Genomic DNA, 21,582 nt, shown 5'->3' with positions numbered 1-21,582 from the left:
AAGCCGTGGCCGACTACCCATACCTGCATGAGCACCGCAGCTGGAAGGGCTCATGGTGGCTCCCTGAGTCGCCCGAGATGAAGTTCGCGGGGTTTCTCGACTATGACCCGGGGGAAGGCCTCACTCTTTCCTTGGTGGGGGGCTTCGATGACCGAGTTACCCGCCGCGAGAGCGATGAGATCATCACCGTCTTGGCCTCCCGCGAGACTTTTCCCGTGATCCATGGGAGCGCTCAAGGGCTAAACCTGACGCTCTTCGACGCGTTCGCAACGGGAAGTATCTCCTATGGACTGGGCTTCTTCGACGGGCCCTCGGAGCAGACAATCACTGCCAATGCCCTACTCGTCGGAGTGCACGCCCCAAAGCGTGACGATCTTCTCTTCGAGAAGGTCGTATTTGGTATCTCCGACTTGTGGCGATGGTGTGCTCAGAGCGCGGCAACAGCCACCCTTTGCGCGGACAAGGAGGGATCTTTGACGGGTGCCGGAACGGTCTCTATCGCCCCAGTGGAGCCGTTGACCGCCCAGTTCACCGATGCCTCCGTCACCCTGTCGCACACCCTGCGACTTCCCCACCTGGATGTCCTCGCCGGAGGTGCACGTGGGCGCACGGAAGACCGCCCCGTCATGTCGGTCAAGGCCCTTCAAGTCCAAAGCCTGGATATGCTCCTCGAAAGTGTCTGGGCTCTCAAGGATTTGGTTTCGCTCGGCGTTGGACGAGGCTGCGCCGTGCAATGGCTGCGTCTCTACCTGCCGCCACCCGATCCTGACGCACCGCTCGATATCTTCAACCAACCGGCAGGGGTAGATGTCTACCTGCGGGTGGCTGAGACTAGCGATCCTGAAGCCCTCGTCTCCGACCCCTATCGAATGGTGTTCACTCTTGCGGACCAACAGTTCGAGGACCTCATCCCGCGATGGGAGAAGGTGCGAACTCAGTTCCGCACGCCCTGCAATATTCTTCTCGCGCCCAGTGCCCCTGGGGGCTATGTCGAGAACCGCGTCACAATGGCCGTGACCGCAGCAGAATCCTTCCACAAGGGGCTGGGTGAAGAACCCAAGGAAACACGAACCGACAAAATCACCCGCCTCGAACCCGCCAGAGCAGTGCTGCCGGACGCGGACTGGAAATGGCTGTGCAGCATGGTGCCGGGGGGATTCTCTCTGAAGCAACGCCTGCGCAGCCTTGCTGATCGGCTTCCGTCCACCGTGCGCCCTCTGATCCTTCCCGATGTTGAAGCGTGGGTGAAGGCGGCAGCCGCCGCTCGAAACGACCTCAGTCACGCTGGGCAGACCCAGAGCGACTTACTCCGTCTGCACGCTGTGGCCAGCGTTACAAGGGCAGTGGTCTTGCTGAACATCCTCAGCGAGCTAGGGCTTGACGAGGAGAACCTTGCCACGGCATTGGAGCGAAGCGCTGAACTCGAAAATGCCTGTCAGCAAGCTCACAAGAACTTTCCTGCGGCTCCAATCAACTCCGATTGAGGTACAGCCGGACCTTAAGGTGAACGCTGCACTCTTACGAGCGTTGTTCCAGCACTAGTGGAAGGGCTTCTTCAAAAGTCAAACTCGGATATGTCCGGTGGGTGTGGCGCTGCCAGCGAGAAGGATGGCGAGCTTCACCACCTACCCACCAGACGGGGAGCCCTGCCAGTGCGATCTGCTCGTCCATCCACGCGACTTGATCTCGGAAGTGCTGCCGCGCCGATCCGCTGGGCGCTTGCTTGCCATGAGCCAAGAGCACGGCGCCTGCCGAAGTGAGCCCCTCTTGCAGCAAGGGGCGAGCCTGTAGCCAGCCATCCGCCGTAGCGCCCACAGTGCTCAGGTCTCCCGTGCGGTAGGTCGGAAGGGCGAAGAGGTTCGCAAGACGCACCTCCGAGTAGCCCAGAACCTCAGCGGCCAAGGCGATTCGACCCATGGTTCGCTGACCGCTGGTGCCGAGGGGCGGATTGCTCCCAATGGTCAGCAGGACGCCTTCGGGGTTCATTCCCCAGAGCCTAGAGCAGCACGATCTTCATGCTCTCCAGAAAGTGTCAGTCATATATGGGTCAATTGAGCCAAAGACCAACGCACCCGAGAAGGGACGCAGCCAGGACATGCGCTTCAGCGAGCAGCACCAGATCACCCGAGACAGCTCGGAGGATTGGTTCGACGCCAACGTCGAGATGGACTCTCCGCTCTACGTCGACCCCTTCTTGATCTTCGAGGACGAGAGTGTCGAGTGGGCACCAGCCCATGAGGAGCTGATCGCGTTCTTCGATGCCACCCTGGACATGCTCGCCCTCGCAGAAGGCGACAAACGCTCCATGCACTGGGAGAAGGCAGAACGCTTCCTCCTCTTCCCCGAGCCAAAAGAGTTTGCCCTCGGGCTGTCCATGGGCCACCCCGTGGGCTCAGGCATAGGGCCGGATCTCGCCCGTGACATGTGTGAAGGCCTGGAGTTCTTCCGCCTTCACGGGAGAGGTTCCGACGAACGACTCCTCGCCAAGCTGGCCGTCCTCGTGCCAGGGATGGGGGTGGACCGCATCAGCGATATGGTCTGCAACATCCTCAAGGAGCGCTTCATCACCTACACCCAGGGCATCTGCAACAACTTGGGGGTCCCGATGACGGAGTTCACCGTTCCCAATGCACGCTGGACCGGGAAGAGCTGTCGGTGGTCTTCAGCCAAGACTGCGCTACCCGCCAGCCCGACGTTCAAGGGCGGCGTCATCCTGACTCCCGAGCGGTTCCTGAAGGACATCCCCCGCGTCACCGCCGAAGGCTTCTGGAACTGGGCGGAGGCCAACGAAGCACAGTCGTTGCGATGGGAGCTGAACTACGACCTCGCGAAGTCGCTGAGTCGGAGCGACAAGGCTCAGCGAGGCCGAGAACTGGCTCATCGAGACATTGGCATGCTGGAGCGCTACGTCGCCCAGGCTGCCGCCGAAGTAAGTCCCTACGACGTCTCGCAGGACCCCAGGGGCATCGTTCGCTGGGAAGAAGCTGGACGCGAGATTGCTAGGGCTTCCTTCGTGCCAGAGGCCCCTGAGACTCAGGGTGACTTCGAGGGCTGGCTCCTCGCCCTCGCCGAGTCCTTCAAGGGGGCTGTCGAAGACAACGGACTCTGGCGGGCCCTCTGGAACGACGGCTGCACCAAGCACCGTCCTGAGAACATCGCCCAGGTGATCGCCCGCAGTACCTGGATCGAGCACTGTCGCGCTCGCAACGTCGATCTCTCTCGGGAGGCCGACTGTGGACGAGGGCCAGTCGACTTCAAGTTCAGCCGTGGCTGGCAGATGCGCGGGCTCTTGGAGGTCAAGCACATCTCCAGCGGCCAGTTCGTACACGGGGCAGAGACACAGCTCCCTGTGTACTTGAAGGGCGAGAAGGCCCCCTTCGGCATCTACCTCTGCATCGGCTACGCGGACAAGGACTTCACGGACGAGCGCCTAGGACTGGTCCGGGACGTGTGTACCGCCATCACCAAGGGAGGCAAGACCCAGATCGTCCCGATCTTCGTTGACGCGCGCCCCAAGCTCTCTGCCAGCAAGGCCTGACGACAGACCCTCACCATCTCGGCCAGCGCTGCTCCTGGGGCCGTCCAAGCCTCCGACGCTCGGCATGGCTGAGTTCCGGGACCTCCCCCGAGGGCAGTGCCATGGTTAGTGCTGGGTCGAGCGTCGCCAGGTGTTCTCGTGCCCAGGCAATGAAGGCGGCTGCCTCGGGCTCGCCGTGCTGCTGCTCCAACGCATCGAGGTAGGCCCGCACCTCTTCGGAGCGTTTCCATGCGTCGACTTGGCTTGTGAGGGAGGCTTCCCACTTCTCGTAGCGGGAGCGCCGCTCGGCCAGCTCGCGGCGGGCGATCTCTTCCAGTCGCCGCTGTTCCTGCCAGCGCCGCTGCTGTTCTTCGCGCTCTCGCTTCGCCTCACTGGCCCGCTGGACAGCCTGAATGATCACCGGGACGAAGCTCGCCAGCGTCCTGCTCTTCGTCTCGGCATATCTCGTCCCGCCGCCTTTGGGCTTATCGGTGTAGACCCGGAAGCAGGAGACGCCAGTGCCCACATGGTCATAGGTGGGCGCCCAGACGTACTCGTTGCGCCGCTTCTTGGCCTGCTCCTCTGGCGTCAGTTCATGAGGGACGCGCTTCATCGCCTCCCCGATCTTCACCCGCACTGGTGAGTATCCAGCATCCAAGGTGACCAGCAGCTCGCCCAGGTAGATGCCGTAGGCGTGGGAGCGCTTGCGTGGCTGGGTGTGACCCTCGATCTTCAGTCCTGCCTCCTTGGCGGCCAGCACCAGCTCGTGGGCAGCCAAGATGGGGCGCTCTCTGACCGCTGGGTCCTCGGGGAGCGCTGCTGGGTGCCTCCAGAGGGAGCGCACCGCAGGGTGGAGCCTCGGGCCTAGTCTGTCCTCCAAGGAGACCAGCTCGGGCTCTGCGGTCGTGGTCTCTGCGGCTGCGACATCGGGCTTGGGAGGCGGCTCCACCTACGCAGGCTCCTGCACTGGCTCGCTGGTCTGCGCTAGACGAGACGTGGCCTTGGAAAGCTTCGGCGCGGGAGCCTTGGCCGGTGCCGGCGGCAGGGTCCCGTGCTCGCAGAAGTATCGTCCCGCCTCGGTGGGCGTCACTCGGTACTGCCCGCCCTTGCGGCTGATGGTGACCAAGCCCCGGTTCTTCAAGGCGACGGCGCTGGCCTTCCAGTTGCCTGGGGGCGGAGGCTCACTGTGGGCGCTCACTGCCCAACGGAGTACCTCTAGCTGGTTTGGATTCAGCTCACGATCCATGTTCCGTAGTCTGGCGTGTGACACGCCATTGGCAAGGCGGTGACCCGCGAGTGCCGCCATCACCTACTTAAGCCTTCTTGGAGGCCCACTGCACCCGAGACACTCCCAACCCGACTCGCTCAGCGAAACTGATACACCGTCGTTCGTCCCTGTGCAATAGTCAGATGATCCTCGACACCCATGAGAGTTGACAATTCCACCTGACTCGGAAATCGAACGCGAATTCCACTCACCCGTGAGAGCAATTGGCCATCCTTATCGTCAGTCTTGATAGACAAGCCCCGAAACCACCATCCAGAGAGAGAGAACGAATGGCCCACGCAGCAATCAAGAACTACTCGTGCACCACTAGCCAAAACCCCCAGATTCCCACGGGGGCATGGTTCCTCAGCTCTCAAACAACGTGGCAAATTCAGCCTGCACTGTGGCCATTCATTTCTGCTTTCTGCGTGACTCGACCGCACGGCCCCGCTAATCTCATCACAGTGCTCTCCGAGTGCGCACTTCTTATGGAGTACACGAACTGGCACGGTGGCTACCCTCTCAGCTGGGCACCTTCCGCCATGTCGTGCCCGGCCCATATGTCTAGATTCCTTACGGAGTCATTGGGGCTTTGCATCTCCATAGAGTCAGCCGCCAGCTACGGGTGGACTCCCTTTCATGCCCTTTGGGACGCCGATCGTTTGCCGCGTGGCTTCCCTCTCTATGCCGGGAGCGGCAGCAGGCCTGACTTCCTGATCCAGACGCCAAGTGGTTGGCACGGCATCGAAGCCCGTGGACGTGGCGAGCGAGGCCCCATCGGAAATCCTCGACCCATCACGAGGCAACTGCCTAAGCTGACCGGACTGGAATCTTGGTCCAAGCGCTTCACCCCCAACCCCTCATGGTCGATGGCGTGGTCCTGGGTCACGCAAGCAGGAACCAATGTGGACCACTTCGATCCCGGGGACCCATTCCTCATCGCACCAACCGACGAACAGGCGATCTGGGACCGGATGCAGGAAGCCGCTGACGATCTTTGCAGTACAGAGGACCCGCGGGTCCATCGAACACACGCGTTGGGACGCGAGGTCTCTGTGTCCACGCGCCCAGTATCGGCCAATCGAGAGCTAGGGGGTCAGGGCTGGCGGGATGAGATGCACCTCACCGTCGTGGCCTGGAGCCGCAGGCTGGAGGCCAGGGAGTTAATGGACCTCGCAGGAGATTCCGAATCGTCAGGGAGTGCGCCCCAGCGAGGCTGGGACCGGACAGCCGTTGGGGCGTTCATGGCCACCGCAATCACCCCCCAGCCTCCAAAGCTAGAGGGAGAGGACCTCGTCCAATCCATTCTCAAGCCCGCAATCCGGCGATCCCTGAACCACTATGACTTGGGCTAATTTGGAAGAATGGCCGTGGGAGGGCGCCGTCCAGGATGTGTTCGCAGAACTCCTCATGCTCCACGGGTGGCAGATTGATCGCCTAGCGAATACAGCCTCCCGCGAGCATGGGGTCGACGTGATTGCCCACAAGGGCGAACGGCGCCTGGGCGGAGAGGTGAAGGGCTTTCCGCTGGAGGGCTACGCGGACCCTAAGCGGGTTGGTGAGAAGAAGCGGGCCAAGCCCAACGGTCAGGCGAAGATTTCTTTCGGCAAAGCGATCCACGCCGCGCTGATCCTGCGCGACGCCCAGCCTTCATGGGAATCACTCGTCGTCCTGCCTGATACTCCCCGCTATCGCGAGCTGCTAGGTCAGACCCAGCGAAGCCCAGGGTCAGCGGAAGTCCATGTGGTCTTGGTGACCAAAGAAGGCGGCTACAGCTGCCAGACGTGGAGCGCCTAGCTAACTGCCTGCGAGTTCCGGCGTCGTTCGGCCCTACCGACGATTCGTAGCAGCAGGTCCGCTAGCTGGATCACCTCTGCGGCCTCCATGGGGTCCTCAAACCGGACTGTCCGGTGACTGGCTGGGTTCTTGTATGCGCCGATGGCACCAGCGAACAGGTCGGCCATAGCCTGCTGTTCTCCTCCTTCAGCGTCGGCGTCGACCAGCACCCCACCCTTTGGGCTGAACGCCTTGCGCATGAGAGCGACGCCCAAGAGTTCGTTGGCCTGCTCAGCGACCCGCCGCACCTCAACTTCTACGGCTTTCATTGCCGCGAAGGAAGCGGTCTCATAATCACCCAGAGCGAAGTTGGTCTTGGCTGATGACAGCGCCGGATGAAGTTCTCCCGCCAAGCGTTCCCCGGCCCACACTTTCGCAGCAGCAGCTGGGTCTTGTGCTGCTTCTTCCCCCAATGCTGTGAGCCGCTGCCAAGACTTCCCGCCCGGATTGGATGAGGACGGGCCGATCAGAGCATGTGCTTCGAGCCAAGCCCACGCATCTGACAGGCGCTCCAACAACGCGTCCAGGTCTGGTGGCTGAGGGGCGCCATAGCCACCTTGGTTGCGGAAGCCCTGAACCAGGTTGTTGAAGTTGACCTGCTCACGCCGGAGGGTGGCCAGCAACTTCATGGCCAAGTCAGGGAGGGGCAAGTTCCGGATGTCTTCAAGGGGGAGCATGCCGGAAGCCTACGAGTGAGGACTGACAACCTGCTGGGCTTCAGAGAACAGAACCACTGTCGGCACTGCGCGGCCCTACGTTGTCGGTCATGGATGATGATGAGGAGCTTCGCTGGGTCCGGGTGCCAAGAGGCACGCACCTGTCCCGATCTCGCGGCACACCTGGAGCTGACCGGGACCTGTTGCGTGATGACCTCACCAACGCGGTTCTCGGCCCCACCGAGTCACGCCCTGCCTCCTACAGTGACCTCCCGGGCTACGCAGTCGCGGACGACATGGATGTAGACGACAGCTCCGAGAGGCCCTCCATTCCGGCATTGATATTCGAAGCGGGCCTTCAAGGTGTCATGGATGCGTTCGACCAGTTCTGGCAGGAGAACGGCGACGAACTGACCGAGCGTGCGATCAGTCACGTCAGGGCCAAGTCACGCCTTGTCTGGGAGCACCGCAGATTTCGACGGCACCAAAGCGACCCAACGGAGCTAGTTGAAGTCAGTCGCAGCGTCGACGTACCTGAACCGGACACTGAGCGACCCACCATCACCAGCGACGAGCTGAAGGGGTACCTCGCCCAGGCCGCAGCAGCTGAAACCTACGCCGTCCAGCTCCGGGCTGCCCTAGCCGAAGTCGACATCAGCGACTCGGAACAGCTCACACCCGAACTCCGGGAAAGCATCGCTCTGGCGCTCGACAGCGGCTTCTCCCCTCCCAGAGCCTGCCCTCCAGTCGTTGCTGGACTTCCTTCAGGACTCACCCTCATTCGCTACCTCACAAGCTCTTTCGCATCAGGCCGTGCGGACCTCAGGGGAAATCCAATTGAGTGCCGGGGGAAGCACCATCTCTTCGACCCCTGCATCCCCTAGCTAAGAGGGTTTTGAGAATCTCCCACCGTCATGGTCGGGTGGGCGTCGTCGAAAGGCCGCGGCGGACTGGCCGACTCCCCGAGGAATCGAATCGCCTCCACCAGTTCCTGGTCGGAGTCGGCCACCGGAGGTCGCTCCTCGCGGTGCCCGTCGGGGAACTGCACCAGTACCCGGTCACAGCCGTTGATCTCGATGTTCTCCGCATCCGGAATCTCGAACAGCGGCTGGAGCCTGCCGTATCCGAAGATCGCGTCGCTGACCACCTGGACGTGGTGGGACTCGATGTCGAGGGACCACAGCGCCTCGCCGGTGGCGGCCAGCCGTTCTGCGTGGGAGTGCACCACCTGCCGGATCACCGACTCGCCGAGCATCCGCAGGTCCTCGGACTCCAGGTCGACGCCGTGCAGCTCCCGATGGTTGACCCGCTCCCGGCTGATCCGCTCGCTGGCCTCACGGCGCAGCCGGACCACCAGACCCCAGTCCACCGGGCCCGGGTCGCCTGGGCCGGAGAACCGGCCCGTGGCTCCTGGCAGCAGCGGACGTTGCGCCCTCCAGCCCGGCACGCCAGTGATTGCCGCGCCCGCGGCCAGAGCGGCTGGCCGGCCATTCCGCGGCGGGCCCGACGGCCCCGGTGCTGGCATCACCGGATCCGAGGACACCCCGAAGGAGGGCGGGGCGCAGAAGCCGGAGACGCCGATCCTGCCAGCTGGCCGGGCCGGGACCGGAGTGGACTCAGGGATCGCGGCCACCCGGGCGAGCACCTCCGACAGGGGCGGCCCGGCACCGCCGACCGGGTTGGACTGGATGGCGGGGTCGGACGTGCTGGCGGGGCCCGATGGGCTGGCGGGGCCGGCGGGGCCGGCCGCAGGACGGCGTGGCAGGTTCATGGCCTCGTCCCCTCTCCCACCGGCGCAGAGATCTCCGGGGGGAGGTCCTCGCCCCCCGGCTGCGCATCGACGTCATCGGCGGACAGGGCGATCACATCGTGTTCGGCGATCCCGGCATGCTGAGCCAGCTGCTTGTGCAAGGAGCCGGCGGCGTGGCGCAATGACGAGACATAGCGGCCCCGGCGCCACCGGTGCGGGATCGATCCCGACACCACCCCGACCCCGTCCGACAGCACCGCCGCGGCCCGCGGATCGGCGACCACCTCGGCCAGCACCTGTAGACCGAACTCGGCCTGGATCTCACCGGCCGAGTAGGGCTGACCCGCCCCGACCAGGATCAGCCCCACCGAGGCGGTGGAGGCCTTCGCGATGGTGTCCAGCTGTTCACGGTGCAGGCTCAGGCCGGCCAGCGGCCGCAGCCCGGTCCGTGACACGACCCCCAGCACCGAGGCCCGGGCAGCCAGTTCGGCCGGGATCCCGCCGGCCGGGCCCGAACCGGCGCCGGGGGAGGACACCCGGCCGAGGTCGACGATGACATCGACGCCGGCCCGGCCCAGTTCGGCCAAGGATGCGGCCAGATCCGGCCAGATCCTCTGGAAGAGGGCCGGCTGGGCGGGATGGCCGAAGCCGGCCAGATAGTGGACCAGGGGCTCCTCGGCCCCATCTGGATGCGGCAGCGCGATGAGCTCTGACCACAGCGCCGAGGTGAGTTCACCACCCTGGCGATGGCACCGGGCCAGCTCCGCCAGACCTGCCCCGGTGCGCCCGCGACCACCCAGGTAGCCGGCCTCCACAGCGTGGTTGGGGTGCGGATCGGCGTCCACCAGAACCACCTCGCGCGGCCACCACAGAGCCAGTCCCAGAGCGGTGGAGGTGACCCCGGGGGCCCCGGCAGCACTGCACAACAGCAGGATGGCCATCACGGCCCCCTGACGATCACGGCGACCCGGTCACGCGCCGCCAGGTCGGCGATGACGGCGGCGTCGGCCTGTTTGACCTGGACATCGAGCAACCAGCTGGTGCGGTCCTCGGCACGCACCGGGCCCTGCGAGACGGTCGCCTCGAAGGTTCGCGGGATCCCGCTCGCCGCCCCCTGCGCATCGGCATCGGCCACCTCCACGACACTGATCCGGGTCCCGGCCGGCATCGAGGAGGCGGGCACCCGTCCGCCGGGCAGTTTGAGGCCCAGCTGGGCAGTCCCGGCGGGCACCGGCAGGTCCCCGACCGCTCGGGCTCCCGGCAGAGCACCGCGAGGCAGGTCGACCAACGCCGAGTGGCCGATCAGTTGGTCGAGCTGGGAGGCGGGCAGCGTCTCGACCTGGTCACCGACCGAGATCGAGACGACGCCGAGGTCGCCGTGGCGGATCTGCTCACCGCGGGCCACATCCCTGGTCATCACCAGCACCGACTCGGCCCGACTTGCCTGGGTCCAGGCGAAGGCCCCGCCGAGGGCCCCCAGTACCGCGCACAACACCCCGGCGACGATGAGCATCGGGGAGCGCCGGTTCGGCAGCGGCCGGAGATCGGGGCGGCCGCTCAGCGTCGACGGCTGCTGTGGCTGGTTCCGGGCCGATCCGGAGGTCGAACCAGCCGGCCGGGCGGAGCCCCTCCGGCTCCCCGCGGCGGGGCGGCCGCCAGCATCACCGCGACCCGCGGAGTGGCGCTGCGTGGTGCCTGTCGACATGCGCAGAAAGGTAAACTCAGGCCCCCACCCGACTCAAGCAATCGTCGCCAAATCTGTGGACAACTCCCGTCGATGTGGTGAAGTCCACACCCCCGGTCGGGTTGTCCACAGAGAAATGCCGAGTTGTCCACACCCCGGTGGACAATTGTGGACAGTGTCAGAGCAGGTGAACTGAACCCTTGAGGGTCCACGACAGGCTGGCATCCTCGCTGCCCGAGTTGTCGCTGACCACCACTGCGGCGGTGATCTGCAGCAGCTCGGCCTTCTCATATGCGACGTTCTGACCGATCATGAAGGACTCACCGGGGCCAAGCACATAGGGCGGCCGGGCGGTGCCGTCCTTGAACGGGGTGGTGAACAGCTTGTGCCGGGCCATCAGTTCCGGGGCCCGGACGCCGACCAACCCCTGGTTCCACGACCAGTCGGGGTAGCTGGTGGTCAGTGAGACCGTGCCGATCCCCAGATTGATCGGGTCCTTCGAGATATTCGTGACGACATATCTCAGCAGCACGATCGGGTCACCCTTGGCGATCAGCGGCTGACCATCGGAGACATCCACCATCTCCGAGTCGGTGGGCGCCTTCGCAGTGGCGACCTGGTAGACGATGATGCGGATCCGCTTGTCGGAGACCTCACCGAGGCGGGTACCGGTGCTCACCACGGGGACCGCCCACGCGGCGTCCTTCCAGGGGCCCTCCGCTGTCACCGAGGGCGACGGACTGGGCGAGGGGGAGACGTCGGGGGTCGAGGAGCTGCAACCGGTCACCATCAGTGCCGACAGCACAGTGGCCACAACCATCGGGATGATGCCGCCCGACCGCCGTCGCGATCCCGTCCCCCGCTGTGTCACACTCACTCCCGCTGATCGCGAACTCCACCTGATTCACACCCGATGTTCACACCCGATACCTGGCGGATCGCAGCAGGGTACCCCGTCATGATCGCACACGCACGGTGAGGCCTCACCGGCGTGAGCCCGAACCGGCGGAGCCGGGAATCGCTCGATGAGGTGGCAGACCCCGCGATGCTCACAGCGCAGTTCCCGTCTGCCGACACGCATTCGGGGGCCGAGTCCGTAACCGGTACGGTCTGAGGCGTGTCCCGTGCCCTTCGCATTGTTGTCGCGGTGCTGCTCGCCGGTCTGCTGGCCGGTCTCGCGGGAGGCCTGCTCAGCCTCACCAACGTCGGCATCGAGACCCTGGCGATGGGCGACCACTACTTCGTCGACCCCACCGGGGTCGCTGGCGTCCCCCTGTGGCGGCGCCTCAGCGCACCTCTCATCGGTGGTGTCATCGCGGGCCTGATCTGGTGGCGGCTGCGGCGCCGCGGCCCGATCGCCTCGGTGAACCAGGCGGTCAGGGTCGGCTCCACCACCCGGCTCACCCCCGCCACCCTGATCGACGCCCTCGCCCAGCTCATCGTGGTCGGCTCGGGCACCTCGCTGGGCCGCGAGACCGCACCTCGTCAGGTCGCCGGTTTCCTCGGCCAGACGATCTCCGACCGGATCAAGCTGGGACCGGAGGGACGCCGAACTGTCATCGCGACGGCCTCGGCCGCAGGTCTGTCGGCGGTCTACGACGTCCCGGCGGCGGGAATGTTCTACGCCTTGGAGCTGATCCTCAAGCCGGACCTCAAGACCAGGCGGGGTTGGCTGGAGGTGCTGGCGGCCGCCGGCGTCTCGGTGCTGGCGACCATGACGGCCTGGTTGTTCAACCACAACCATCCGATCTACCGGCTGCCCAGCCTCACCCTGTCGGCGCCGATGCTGGGCCGGCTGGCAGGGTGGCTGGTGGCGGTCGCGGTGATCGCCCTGGTGGTCGGTGCCGCCTTCGGATGGACCAATGACGCTGCCAAGTCCCGCACTCCCCCGGCCGAGCGGGTGTGGTGGGCGGTGCCGCTCGGTTCGGCCCTGGTCACCGCCATCGCCGTGGCCATCCCCCAGGTTCCCGGCAATGGCCAGATCGTCGTCCAGACGGTGCTCACCCCGCCGGGCGTGCCGACCGGGGTGCTGGCCGGTGGGGTGGTGCTCGGCGGCGTCCTGCTGATGGGAGTGGCCAAATGGGTGGCCACTCACATCGCCCTCAGACTGGGCGCCAATGGCGGTCTGCTGACCCCCGCACTGGCACTGGGCGCCTGCCTGGGGGCCGCGGTCGGCCTGCTCTCCGGTCATCGCAGCCCCTCGGAGATCGCGGTGCTGGCGGTGGTCGGGGCCGCCTGCCTGCTGGCCGTCACCCAGCGGGCCCCACTGTTCGCGGCGGCCTTCGCCCTCGAACTGGTCAAGGCTCCGCCGGTGATGATCGCGGCCACCGCCGTCGGTGTCGCCCTCACCTGGGCGGCCCGGTGGCTGGTACTGCGCAGTTGGGCCCGCTGGAGGGCTGTTCGGATACTGCGCCCAGGAGCCCCATCCGGCCACTAGCTCGTGAGTCGGCGCACCGCCACGACCTGTGCATCCCCCCACCCGCACCGGCAGGCCGCCGACAGCCGGTAGAATCTGTGCATGGCAGCCAATACACCCGGACGCCGTCGCAACACTGTGGGCGTCCTCCTGATCGCACTGATCGCGATCACGATCATGGTCCGCAACGGTGGCGGCACGGTGATCTGGGTCATCCTCTGCGGCCTGCTCCTGCTACCAGCGATCCTCGCCACTGGAACAGCTGCCAGAACACGGCGACTCTCGGCCCGCATCAGCCAGGAGCAGCACCAGCAGGGCTACCAGCAGCAGAGCCTCGGGGGTCCCCAGCACACCACGCAGCCCTTCACCCAGGCGCCGCCGATGGTGGTCCAGCCCTACCAGACGCTGGGCTACCAGCCCACCGGTTACCCGGCGCCGGCATCTGTGAACTCCGGCCACCAGAACTCAGCAGCCCGGCGGGTCGTCGCGAGAGCCTCCGACCCCCGAACCCCGGCGCCCCGCAGACCGACCCAGCAGCCGGCATCGGCCACCGTCGGCTACTCCGCACCCGGCAGCGAGATCGACCTGGATGACGCCGTCTCCCGGATGCGGCCAGGCTCCGACATCAGCCTGGATGACGCCGTCTCGCGGATGCGGCCAGGCTCCGACATCAGCCTGGACGACCTCGCTCTGCCGGGATCCCCCCGCCGGTCGGGGAGCGCACGACCGGCCCCGGCACGATCGCATCCTGCTCGACCGTCGGCACCCACCCCGTCGAGTGCGATCCGGTCGGGTTCCGGCGGATCCAGCGCCATCGGCACCTCGCTGGCCTCGGCGAGCGTGCTCGGTTCCAGCCTGACGGCGTCATCCCTGTTGGGGTCGGGCAGCTGTCTGCTGCAGAACGCACTCCAACCGACCACCGTGACCCACTCCAGTGGGGCCGGCGCCGATCCGCACCGCTGAGCCGGTCCCCGGCCGACCGGACGCCGAGGAGCCTCAGTAGGCTGAGTCCCATGGCAGAGATGCGTGAAGAGAAAGACAGCATGGGCACGATCGAGGTGCCTGCCGATCACTACTGGGGGGCCCAGACCGAGCGTTCCCTCCACAACTTCGAGATCGGGCGCGACACCTTCGTGTGGGGCCGCGACATGATCCGTGCCCTGGGCACCCTCAAGAAGTCCGCCGCGCTGGCGAACAAGGAGCTCGGTGAGCTGCCCGGCGACGTCGCCGACCTCATCGTGGCCGCCGCCGACGAGGTCATCGCGGGCAAGCTCGACGCGGAGTTCCCGCTGGTGGTCTTCCAGACCGGCTCGGGCACCCAGTCGAATATGAACACCAATGAGGTGATCTCCAACCGCGCCATCGAGATCGCCGGGGGCCAGAAGGGCTCCAAGACCCCCGTCCATCCCAATGACCACGTCAACCGCGGTCAGTCCTCCAATGACACCTTCCCGACCGCGATGCACATCGCCGTCGTCACCCAGATCAATGAGCGGCTCTATCCGGCCGTCACGCAGCTGCGGAACACCCTGGACGCCAAGGCCAAGCAGTACGACGACGTCGTGATGGTCGGCCGCACCCACCTGCAGGACGCCACGCCGATCCGACTGGGACAGGTCATCTCCGGCTGGGTGGCCCAGCTCGACTTCGCCCTGGACGGCATCCACTACGCCGACTCCCGGGCCCGCGAGCTGGCCATCGGCGGCACCGCTGTGGGTACCGGCCTCAACGCCCACCCGAAGTTCGGCGTCACCGTCGCCAAGCACGTCACCGAGGAGACCGGCCTGGAGTTCACCCAGGCGGCCAACCTGTTCGCCGCACTGAGCGCCCACGACGCTCTGGTGCAGGTGTCGGGATCCCTGCGGGTGCTCGGCGATGCGCTGATGAAGATCGCCAACGACGTGCGCTGGTACGCCTCGGGCCCCCGCAACGGCATCGGCGAGCTGCTCATTCCCGAGAACGAGCCCGGCTCCTCGATCATGCCCGGCAAGGTCAACCCGACCCAGTGCGAGGCCATGACGATGGTCGCCACCCGGGTCTTCGGCAACGACGCCACCGTCGGTTTCGCCGGTTCCCAGGGCAACTTCCAGCTCAACGTGTTCAAGCCCGTGATGGCCCACGCCTGCCTGGAGTCGATCCGACTGCTGTCCGACACCTGCGTGTCCTTCGACAAGCACTGCGCCTACGGCATCGAGCCGAATATGCCGAGGATTCAGGAGAATCTGGACAAGAACCTCATGCAGGTGACGGCCCTGAACCGCCACATCGGCTACGACCTGGCCTCCAAGATCGCCAAGAACGCCCACCACAAGGGGATCTCGCTGCGAGAGTCCGCCCTGACGGTCGGCGGTATGAGCGCCGAGGACTTCGACAAGTGGGTGGTTCCGGCCGACATGACCCACCCCTCGGCCGCCGAGTGAGGTAGTCCCGACCGCCGACCACCGGTGGTGGCCGGCGCAGCAGGCCTCCTGCAGAATAGTCCGCCGGTGCCGCACGCAGATCCGTGCGGCACCGGCGGACTGTTGTGTCCGGGACCGGTGGGCTCAGACCACCGACTTGCGGCGCAGGTCGGAGTAGGTGACCTGGTGCTCGTCCAGCAGGTTGGCGAAGGCGTCGTAGTCGTGGGACTCCATCCACCGGCGCTCGGCCTCGGTGATCGGCATTCCCACCAGCCAGTGCACGGTGAGCTGCTCGTCGATCGGCACCGAACCCAGCTCGGTGGCGGTGAAGGGGTGCGCCCACATCAGGTGCGGGGTGGTGGTGTCCGGGTCGTAGAGGGAGACGACGTCACCGAAGACCACTCCGGGGGCCATCATCCAGTGATCCTGCAGCACCGCGAAGGCGCATGATCCCAGCACCTTGCCCATCACATCGGAGCCGGGCAGACCGACCGTCATCAACTCGGCACGGATCTCGACGGTCTCGCCCGAGACCATCGGCAGTGGATTGTGCTCGGTGTGCAGGGTCACGGTGGACCACGTCGTCCACCCCGGCACCGGGGCGTTGCGACAGGTCAGGACGTCGACTCGGGTCCTGGCCCCGGCGTCGACCATCCCCTCGACCTCCGGCTCACCGCCGATCGCCTTGACCGCAGCCTCGACCACCGCCGGGCCGGTGGGCGGCAGCGCCTCCGGGGAGGCGACGTCGGCCGGAAGATCCTTGGGATCCACCGGATCGAGTCCGCCGGGAAGTCGTGCGGCATCCGAGATGTGATCGTCATTGCTCATTGCTCGATCTTATTGCGGGTCGAGGACAGGGCCACGGTGACCCGCGACCCCCACCTTCCACGACATCACCGCCAGCACCGATCGGGGTCCATCACCGGCACCCTGCCGGTCGACCTCATGGGCGGTCCCGCGGGGCGCCCAGGGGTCCCGGATCCGACCGGCGGGGACTGTTTTCGGAGTTCTGGGGTCGGTGAGATACAACAGAGACCATGACCACTCTCACGACTTCTCACACATCCGCCGGGACCGTCGGCCAGGAGCTCCTGGACAAGGTCGCCGAGGCCGATCTGGACCCGAGCCTGAGGTTGGCCCTCAACGCCGTGACCCGCTCGGGGATCGACGAGTCGGCCCTGGACCGAGCCAAGATCGTCGGCACCCCCAAGGTCGTCTCCAACCGCCTGGACAACTGGGCGGTCACCGCCCAGATGCACTCGGGACGCTGCTGGTTGTTCTCCTCGCTCAACCTGCTGCGCGCCACCGCCCGCAAGAACCTCGGCGTCAAGGACTTCGAGTTCTCCCAGAACTACGCGATGTTCTGGGACAAGTTCGAGCGCGCCAACTTCTTCCTCAACGACATCATCGCCACCGCCTCCGAGTCGCTGGACTCCCGCCTGGTGCAGTTCATGCTGCGCGAGGTCGAGGGTGATGGCGGCCAGTGGGACATGGCGGTGTCGATCTACCAGAAGCACGGCGTCATCCCGAAGCAGGCGATGCCGGAGACCCAGCCCTCCTCCAACACCCACCGGATGGACACCCAGCTCCAGACCCTGCTGCGCCGCAGCGCCCTGAACCTGCGCGAGCTCGCCTCCTCCGGGGCCGGCCCCGAGGACCTGGACGCCGCCCGCGAGGGTGTGCTCGCCGATGTCTGGCGGATCCTGGTGATCAGCCTGGGCAACCCGCCGTCGACCTTCGAGTTCGGTTGGCAGGACGACGACGGGCAGTACCACACCGATGGCACCCTCACCCCTGCCGAGTTCTACCAGCGCCACGTCGGCATCGATCTGTCGGAGTACGTCTGCCTGGTCGACGACCCTCGCAGCGAGCACCCCAAGGGCCGGGCCCTGACGGTCGAGCACCTGGGCAATGTCGTCGGTGGGCGGGACATCCGGTACATCAATGCGCCGATGGACGTCATCAAGAAGCTGGCCGCCGACACCATCGTGGCCGGCGACCCGGTCTGGTTCGGTGCCGACGTCTCCCAGCAGTCCGACCGCACCTCCGGCCTGCTGGTCGGGGACCTGCACGACTACTCCGGGCTGTTCGGGGTGGACCTGTCGACCACCAAGGAGGAGCGTGTCGTCTCCGGGGAGTCGGCGATGAACCACGCCATGCTGTTCACCGGCGTCGACATCGCTGATGGCCTGCCGCGCCGCTGGCGGGTGGAGAACTCGTGGGGGGATCAGCCCGGCGACAAGGGCTACTTCACGATGGACGACAGCTGGTTCAGCAACTACGTCTTCGAGGTCGTGGTTCGGATCGACTCACTGCCCGAGGATCTCAAGGCCGCCGTGACCGAGGAGCCGCTGGCCTTGCCGGCCTGGGACCCGATGGGGACCCTGGCCTGAGAGTCGCGACCCCCGGTATCCGCCGAGAGTCGCGACCCCCGGTATCCGCCGACGGCTGCGCAGATCACTCCCCAGACGGGGTTTCTTGCAGAGATCGCTGCAGAAACCCCGCTCTGGGGAGTGATCTGCGCAGGTCTGGGCGGCCTCAGGTGCGCAGCGGTCGTCTGCCGGCCCGTGGCCGGGCGACCGGTCTCGCTGCCCGACCTGCCTGCCGACAGGCGCAGCTCCCCTGCCCAGACAACCGCGTTGATCCAGTTTCTCCTCGTTGATCCCGTTGTAGCTGGATCAACGAGGAGAAACTGGATCAACGTCGAGGTTGGGGAGGGGGAGATGGGGAGAATGGGTCACCAGGCCCATCCGACAGCCTCAACTCAGCCCCAGTCCAAACCCGGCCGACACCCTCAGCTCAGTCCCAGTCCAGGGTGGCGTCCCAGCTCTGGTTCTTGGTGGCCGCCTTCACGGCATCGGCCGAACATCCCATCGCCACCAGGAAGATCGCCATCCGGATCCGCAGCCCGTTGTCGGTCTGGTGGAAGATCGACAGGCCGGGCAGCTCGTCGACATCGGTGGACAGATCGAAGGAGTCCATCCGGGAGTCGCGCGGCAGCGGGTGCATGATGATGATCTCCTCGGCGTCGGCCTCGTGCAGCATCGCCCGGTTGAGCAGGTTCCCGGTGACATTGGCGCTGGTGAGCACCTCCTCGGTCATCCGCTCGCGCTGCACCCGGGTGGCGTAGACGGCATCCGCCCCGGCAACCGCCTCGGTGGCCGAATCGGCCTCGACGATGCGATGACCACGCTCGACGACGTAGCGCTCGATATCGACCGGAAGCTCCAGGCTGGGCGGGCTGAACAGCCGGAATGTGATGTCCCTCGACAGCGTCAGCAGCTTCATCAGGGAGTGCACGGTCCGGCCGTACTTGAGGTCACCGACGATGGCGATGGTGGCACCGTCGACCGACTTGCCGCGCCTCCCGAGCTCGGTGCGCAGGGTGTAGAGGTCCAGCAGCGCCTGGCTGGGATGCTCCCCGGTGCCGTCGCCGGCGTTGATCACCGGCACCACCGAGGCGCGGGCGAACTCGGCCACCGAGCCCTCGTCGGGATGGCGGACCACCATCACATCGGAGTACCCGGAGACCACCCGCGAGGTGTCGCTGATCGACTCCCCCTTGGCCATCGAGGAGAAGGTGAAACCGGTGGTGGTGGTGACCTCGCCGCCCAGCCGCAGGAAGGCCGACTCGAAGCTCAGCCGGGTCCGGGTGGAGGGCTCGAAGAACAGACTGCCCAGTACCGCCCCGTCCAGCACGGTGCATCGCACGGTGCCGGCAGCGATCGGGTCGACCACCTCGGCGAGCTCGAAGATCTGTCCGAGCATGGCCCGGTCGAGCTGCTGGACGCTCAGCAGATGACGTCCCGGTCCGAAGGGAGGGAACTGATCGGGGGTCCTGGCCATGGCGGGGCTGCTCCTTCGGCTGGATGACAGGTTGGGTGACAGGCTGGCTGCTCATGCACTCGCTCAGGGTGCACTGCGGGATTCGCCGGCAGCTTATCGCCCACAGCTGGGAGACGCCGCCCGGGCCAGAACTCAGAACCTCCGGACAGCGTCAGGAGGCGGCCCCGAAACGGGACCGCCTCCTGGGGCTGTGACCTGAGACCGGCCACCCGACTCCCCGACCCCGACAGGGGATGCGAGGGGGTCGGCTGCCCGGTCAGCAGGGCTGGATCACATCATCCCGCCCATGCCACCCATGCCACCCATGCCGTCATCACCGGCACCGGCGGGAGCCTTGGCGGGCTCGGGCTTGGTGGCGATGACCGCCTCGGTGGTGAGGAACAGGGCCGCGATGGAGGCCGCGTTCTGCAGGGCGGAGCGGGTCACCTTGGCGGGATCGATGATCCCGGCCTTGACCATGTCGACGTACTCGCCGGTGGCCGCGTTGAGGCCCTGACCGGCAGGCAGGTTCGCGACCTTCTCGGCCACGACGCCACCCTCCAGGCCGGCATTGACGGCGATCTGCTTGAGCGGGGCGGTGCAGGCGTCGAAGACGATCTGCGCGCCGGTCGCCTCGTCACCCTCGAGGCCGGAGACCTCGGCAGCCTGGGAGGCCTGGATCAGGGCGACACCACCGCCGGGGATGATGCCCTCCTCGACAGCGGCCTTGGCATTGCGGACGGCGTCCTCGATGCGGTGCTTGCGCTCCTTGAGCTCGACCTCGGTGGCCGCGCCGACCTTGATGACGGCGACGCCGCCGGCCAGCTTGGCGAGACGCTCCTGGAGCTTCTCGCGGTCGTAGTCGGAGTCGGAGTTCTCGATCTCGGTGCGGATCTGGGCGACCCGGCCGGCGATCTGCTCGGAGTCCCCGGCACCGTCGACGATGGTGGTCTCATCCTTGGTGACCCGCACCGAACGGGCGCGGCCCAGCAGGTCGAGGGTGACGGCGTCCAGGGACAGGCCGACCTCCTCGGAGATGACCTGGCCACCGGTGAGGATGGCGATGTCGGCCAGCATGGCCTTGCGACGGTCTCCGAAGCCCGGGGCCTTGACGGCCACCGACTTGAAGGTGCCGCGGATCTTGTTGACGATCAGGCCGGCCAGGGCCTCACCCTCGACGTCCTCGGCGATCACCAGCAGCGGCTTGCTGGACTGCATGACCTTCTCCAGGACAGGCAGCAGGTCCTTCAGACCGGAGATCTTCGAATTGACGATGAGGATGTAGGGGTCGTCCAGGACGGCCTCCATCTGCTCGGTGTCGGTGACGAAGTACGGGGAGATGTAGCCCTTGTCGAAGCGCATGCCCTCGGTGAGCTCGAGGTCCAGCCCGAAGGTGTTGGACTCCTCGACGGTGATGACGCCTTCCTTGCCGACCTTGTCCATCGCCTCGGCGATGACGTCGCCGACGGTGGTGTCAGCGGCCGAGATCGACGCGGTGGCGGCGATCTGGTCCTTGGTCTCGATGTCGATGGCCATCTCGGCGAGCCGGCCGGTGATCGCCTCGACGGCGGTCTCGATGCCCTTCTTGAGGCTCAGCGGGTTAGCGCCGGCGGTGACATTGCGAAGGCCCTCGCGGACCATCGCCTGGGCCAGCACGGTGGCGGTGGTGGTGCCATCGCCTGCGACGTCGTCAGTCTTCTTGGCGACCTCCTTGACGAGCTCGGCGCCGATCTTCTCGTAAGGATCGGCGAGCTCGATCTCCTTGGCGATCGAGACGCCGTCATTGGTGATGGTGGGGGCGCCCCAGGACTTCTCCAGGACGACATTGCGGCCCTTGGGGCCGAGGGTGACCTTCACCGCGTCGGCAAGGGTGTTCATACCCCGCTCGAGCCCGCGGCGGGCCTCGATGTTGAATTCGATGAGCTTAGCCATGTGTTGGGGAGTCCTCCGCTCCTGCGGGCCGTTGGGCCCTGGACGTCAGGTCTGCATATATGTGCATGTGCGGGATCCTCCGACCCCGCGATGTGCGGCCTCCCGAGATGCCCGCGACGGACGATCTGGTGATCTCATCACCGGAAGGAGTTCGCTGCCGCCGGTGCTCGCAACACCGGCCACTGCGATGGCACTCTCGTAGTTCGAGTGCCAAGGTCATTTTTAGCACTCGACCCAAGGGAGTGCAAAGGCCTGGTCACTGCGATCCGGGAGCACTGCCGGCAGCCGCCCGGGATCCGC

General features: G+C 66.2%; 17 protein-coding genes and 1 pseudogene. 8 read left to right on the top strand and 10 right to left on the bottom strand.

The genetic code is table 11. The features are described from left to right. Positions 1 to 5 precede the first annotated feature (5 nt). On the top strand, positions 6 to 1,484 hold the full coding sequence (locus G554_RS0100795) for an ApeA N-terminal domain 1-containing protein (protein ID WP_027586418.1): 1,479 nt from the start codon (positions 6 to 8) through the stop codon (positions 1,482 to 1,484). Between the two features lie 34 nt (positions 1,485 to 1,518). On the opposite strand, the gene G554_RS17450 is transcribed toward G554_RS0100795, so the two are convergent. After that, positions 1,519 to 1,986, bottom strand: coding sequence for a DUF1643 domain-containing protein (locus tag G554_RS17450; protein ID WP_154654111.1), 468 nt, complete (start codon positions 1,984 to 1,986; stop codon positions 1,519 to 1,521). 109 nt (positions 1,987 to 2,095) lie between these two features. Between G554_RS17450 and G554_RS13850 the strand changes: the two genes are divergently transcribed. Beyond that, positions 2,096 to 3,538 carry a hypothetical protein gene (locus G554_RS13850; protein ID WP_211220376.1) on the top strand — a complete coding sequence of 481 codons (1,443 nt, stop codon included), beginning with the start codon at positions 2,096 to 2,098 and terminating at the stop codon, positions 3,536 to 3,538. Between the two features lie 10 nt (positions 3,539 to 3,548). Here the strand turns inward: G554_RS13850 and G554_RS0100785 are convergent, their stop codons facing one another. Next, positions 3,549 to 4,295, bottom strand: a complete 747-nt coding sequence (locus tag G554_RS0100785; protein ID WP_154654109.1) for a hypothetical protein — start codon at positions 4,293 to 4,295, stop codon at positions 3,549 to 3,551. A 1,881-nt stretch (positions 4,296 to 6,176) separates the two neighbouring features. On the opposite strand from G554_RS0100785, the gene G554_RS13845 reads away from it, so the two are divergent. Beyond that, positions 6,177 to 6,581 carry a hypothetical protein gene (locus tag G554_RS13845; RefSeq protein WP_154654108.1) on the top strand — a complete coding sequence of 135 codons (405 nt, stop codon included), beginning with the start codon at positions 6,177 to 6,179 and terminating at the stop codon, positions 6,579 to 6,581. On the opposite strand, the gene G554_RS17030 is transcribed toward G554_RS13845, so the two are convergent. Then, positions 6,578 to 7,297 carry a TIGR02391 family protein gene (locus G554_RS17030; protein WP_084648193.1) on the bottom strand — a complete coding sequence of 240 codons (720 nt, stop codon included), beginning with the start codon at positions 7,295 to 7,297 and terminating at the stop codon, positions 6,578 to 6,580. The two genes, G554_RS13845 and G554_RS17030, sit on opposite strands and share 4 nt — an antisense overlap. 89 nt (positions 7,298 to 7,386) lie before the next feature. On the opposite strand from G554_RS17030, the gene G554_RS16515 reads away from it, so the two are divergent. Then, positions 7,387 to 8,160: a hypothetical protein gene (locus tag G554_RS16515; protein ID WP_154654107.1), complete on the top strand. Its 774-nt coding sequence runs from the start codon at positions 7,387 to 7,389 to the stop codon at positions 8,158 to 8,160. 23 nt (positions 8,161 to 8,183) lie between these two features. Here the strand turns inward: G554_RS16515 and G554_RS13835 are convergent. The 4 genes and pseudogenes from G554_RS13835 to G554_RS0100745 all read right to left on the bottom strand — a co-directional run. After that, positions 8,184 to 8,801, bottom strand: a pseudogene (locus G554_RS13835) (secretion protein); the annotation flags it as partial. 242 nt (positions 8,802 to 9,043) lie between these two features. Next, a complete protein-coding gene (locus G554_RS13830) occupies positions 9,044 to 9,967 on the bottom strand; it encodes a CpaE/TadZ family protein (RefSeq protein WP_154654106.1) in 924 nt (307 codons plus the stop codon). Continuing rightward, positions 9,967 to 10,539 (bottom strand): SAF domain-containing protein, encoded by a 573-nt coding sequence (locus G554_RS0100750; protein ID WP_051232100.1) that lies wholly within the window; start codon positions 10,537 to 10,539, stop codon positions 9,967 to 9,969. The genes G554_RS13830 and G554_RS0100750 overlap by 1 nt, the downstream gene beginning before the upstream one ends. Positions 10,540 to 10,888: 349 nt before the next feature. Next, positions 10,889 to 11,530, bottom strand: coding sequence for a hypothetical protein (locus G554_RS0100745; protein ID WP_027586412.1), 642 nt, complete (start codon positions 11,528 to 11,530; stop codon positions 10,889 to 10,891). A gap of 297 nt (positions 11,531 to 11,827) precedes the next feature. Here G554_RS0100745 and G554_RS13825 point away from each other — a divergent pair, with 297 nt between their 5' ends. The 3 genes from G554_RS13825 to fumC all read left to right on the top strand — a co-directional run bounded on the left by G554_RS13825 (position 11,828) and on the right by fumC (position 15,546). Beyond that, complete coding sequence (locus G554_RS13825) at positions 11,828 to 13,147, top strand: chloride channel protein (protein ID WP_154654105.1); 1,320 nt, start codon at positions 11,828 to 11,830, stop codon at positions 13,145 to 13,147. Positions 13,148 to 13,228: 81 nt separating this feature from the next. After that, positions 13,229 to 14,089, top strand: coding sequence for a hypothetical protein (locus G554_RS0100735; RefSeq protein ID WP_154654104.1), 861 nt, complete (start codon positions 13,229 to 13,231; stop codon positions 14,087 to 14,089). 50 nt (positions 14,090 to 14,139) lie between these two features. Next, positions 14,140 to 15,546 (top strand): class II fumarate hydratase, encoded by a 1,407-nt coding sequence (gene fumC, locus G554_RS0100730; RefSeq protein WP_027586410.1) that lies wholly within the window; start codon positions 14,140 to 14,142, stop codon positions 15,544 to 15,546. A 123-nt stretch (positions 15,547 to 15,669) separates the two neighbouring features. On the opposite strand, the gene G554_RS0100725 is transcribed toward fumC, so the two are convergent. Continuing rightward, positions 15,670 to 16,353 (bottom strand): suppressor of fused domain protein, encoded by a 684-nt coding sequence (locus G554_RS0100725; RefSeq protein WP_027586409.1) that lies wholly within the window; start codon positions 16,351 to 16,353, stop codon positions 15,670 to 15,672. A 209-nt stretch (positions 16,354 to 16,562) separates the two neighbouring features. Here G554_RS0100725 and G554_RS0100720 point away from each other — a divergent pair, with 209 nt between their 5' ends. Continuing rightward, complete coding sequence (locus G554_RS0100720) at positions 16,563 to 17,918, top strand: C1 family peptidase (protein ID WP_084648192.1); 1,356 nt, start codon at positions 16,563 to 16,565, stop codon at positions 17,916 to 17,918. 406 nt (positions 17,919 to 18,324) lie between these two features. Here G554_RS0100720 and pyrB read toward each other — a convergent pair whose 3' ends face one another. Continuing rightward, positions 18,325 to 19,371: an aspartate carbamoyltransferase gene (gene pyrB / locus G554_RS13820; protein WP_036923868.1), complete on the bottom strand. Its 1,047-nt coding sequence runs from the start codon at positions 19,369 to 19,371 to the stop codon at positions 18,325 to 18,327. Between the two features lie 270 nt (positions 19,372 to 19,641). Beyond that, complete coding sequence (gene groL, locus G554_RS0100710) at positions 19,642 to 21,282, bottom strand: chaperonin GroEL (protein WP_027586407.1); 1,641 nt, start codon at positions 21,280 to 21,282, stop codon at positions 19,642 to 19,644. Positions 21,283 to 21,582: the final 300 nt, after the last annotated feature.

Source organism: Acidipropionibacterium thoenii DSM 20276 (assembly GCF_000423445.1).
GTDB classification, from domain to species: Bacteria; Actinomycetota; Actinomycetes; order Propionibacteriales; family Propionibacteriaceae; genus Acidipropionibacterium; species Acidipropionibacterium thoenii.
The sequence above is the reverse complement of the archived record's forward strand: the minus strand, read 5'-3'. Positions and strand labels throughout refer to the sequence as shown.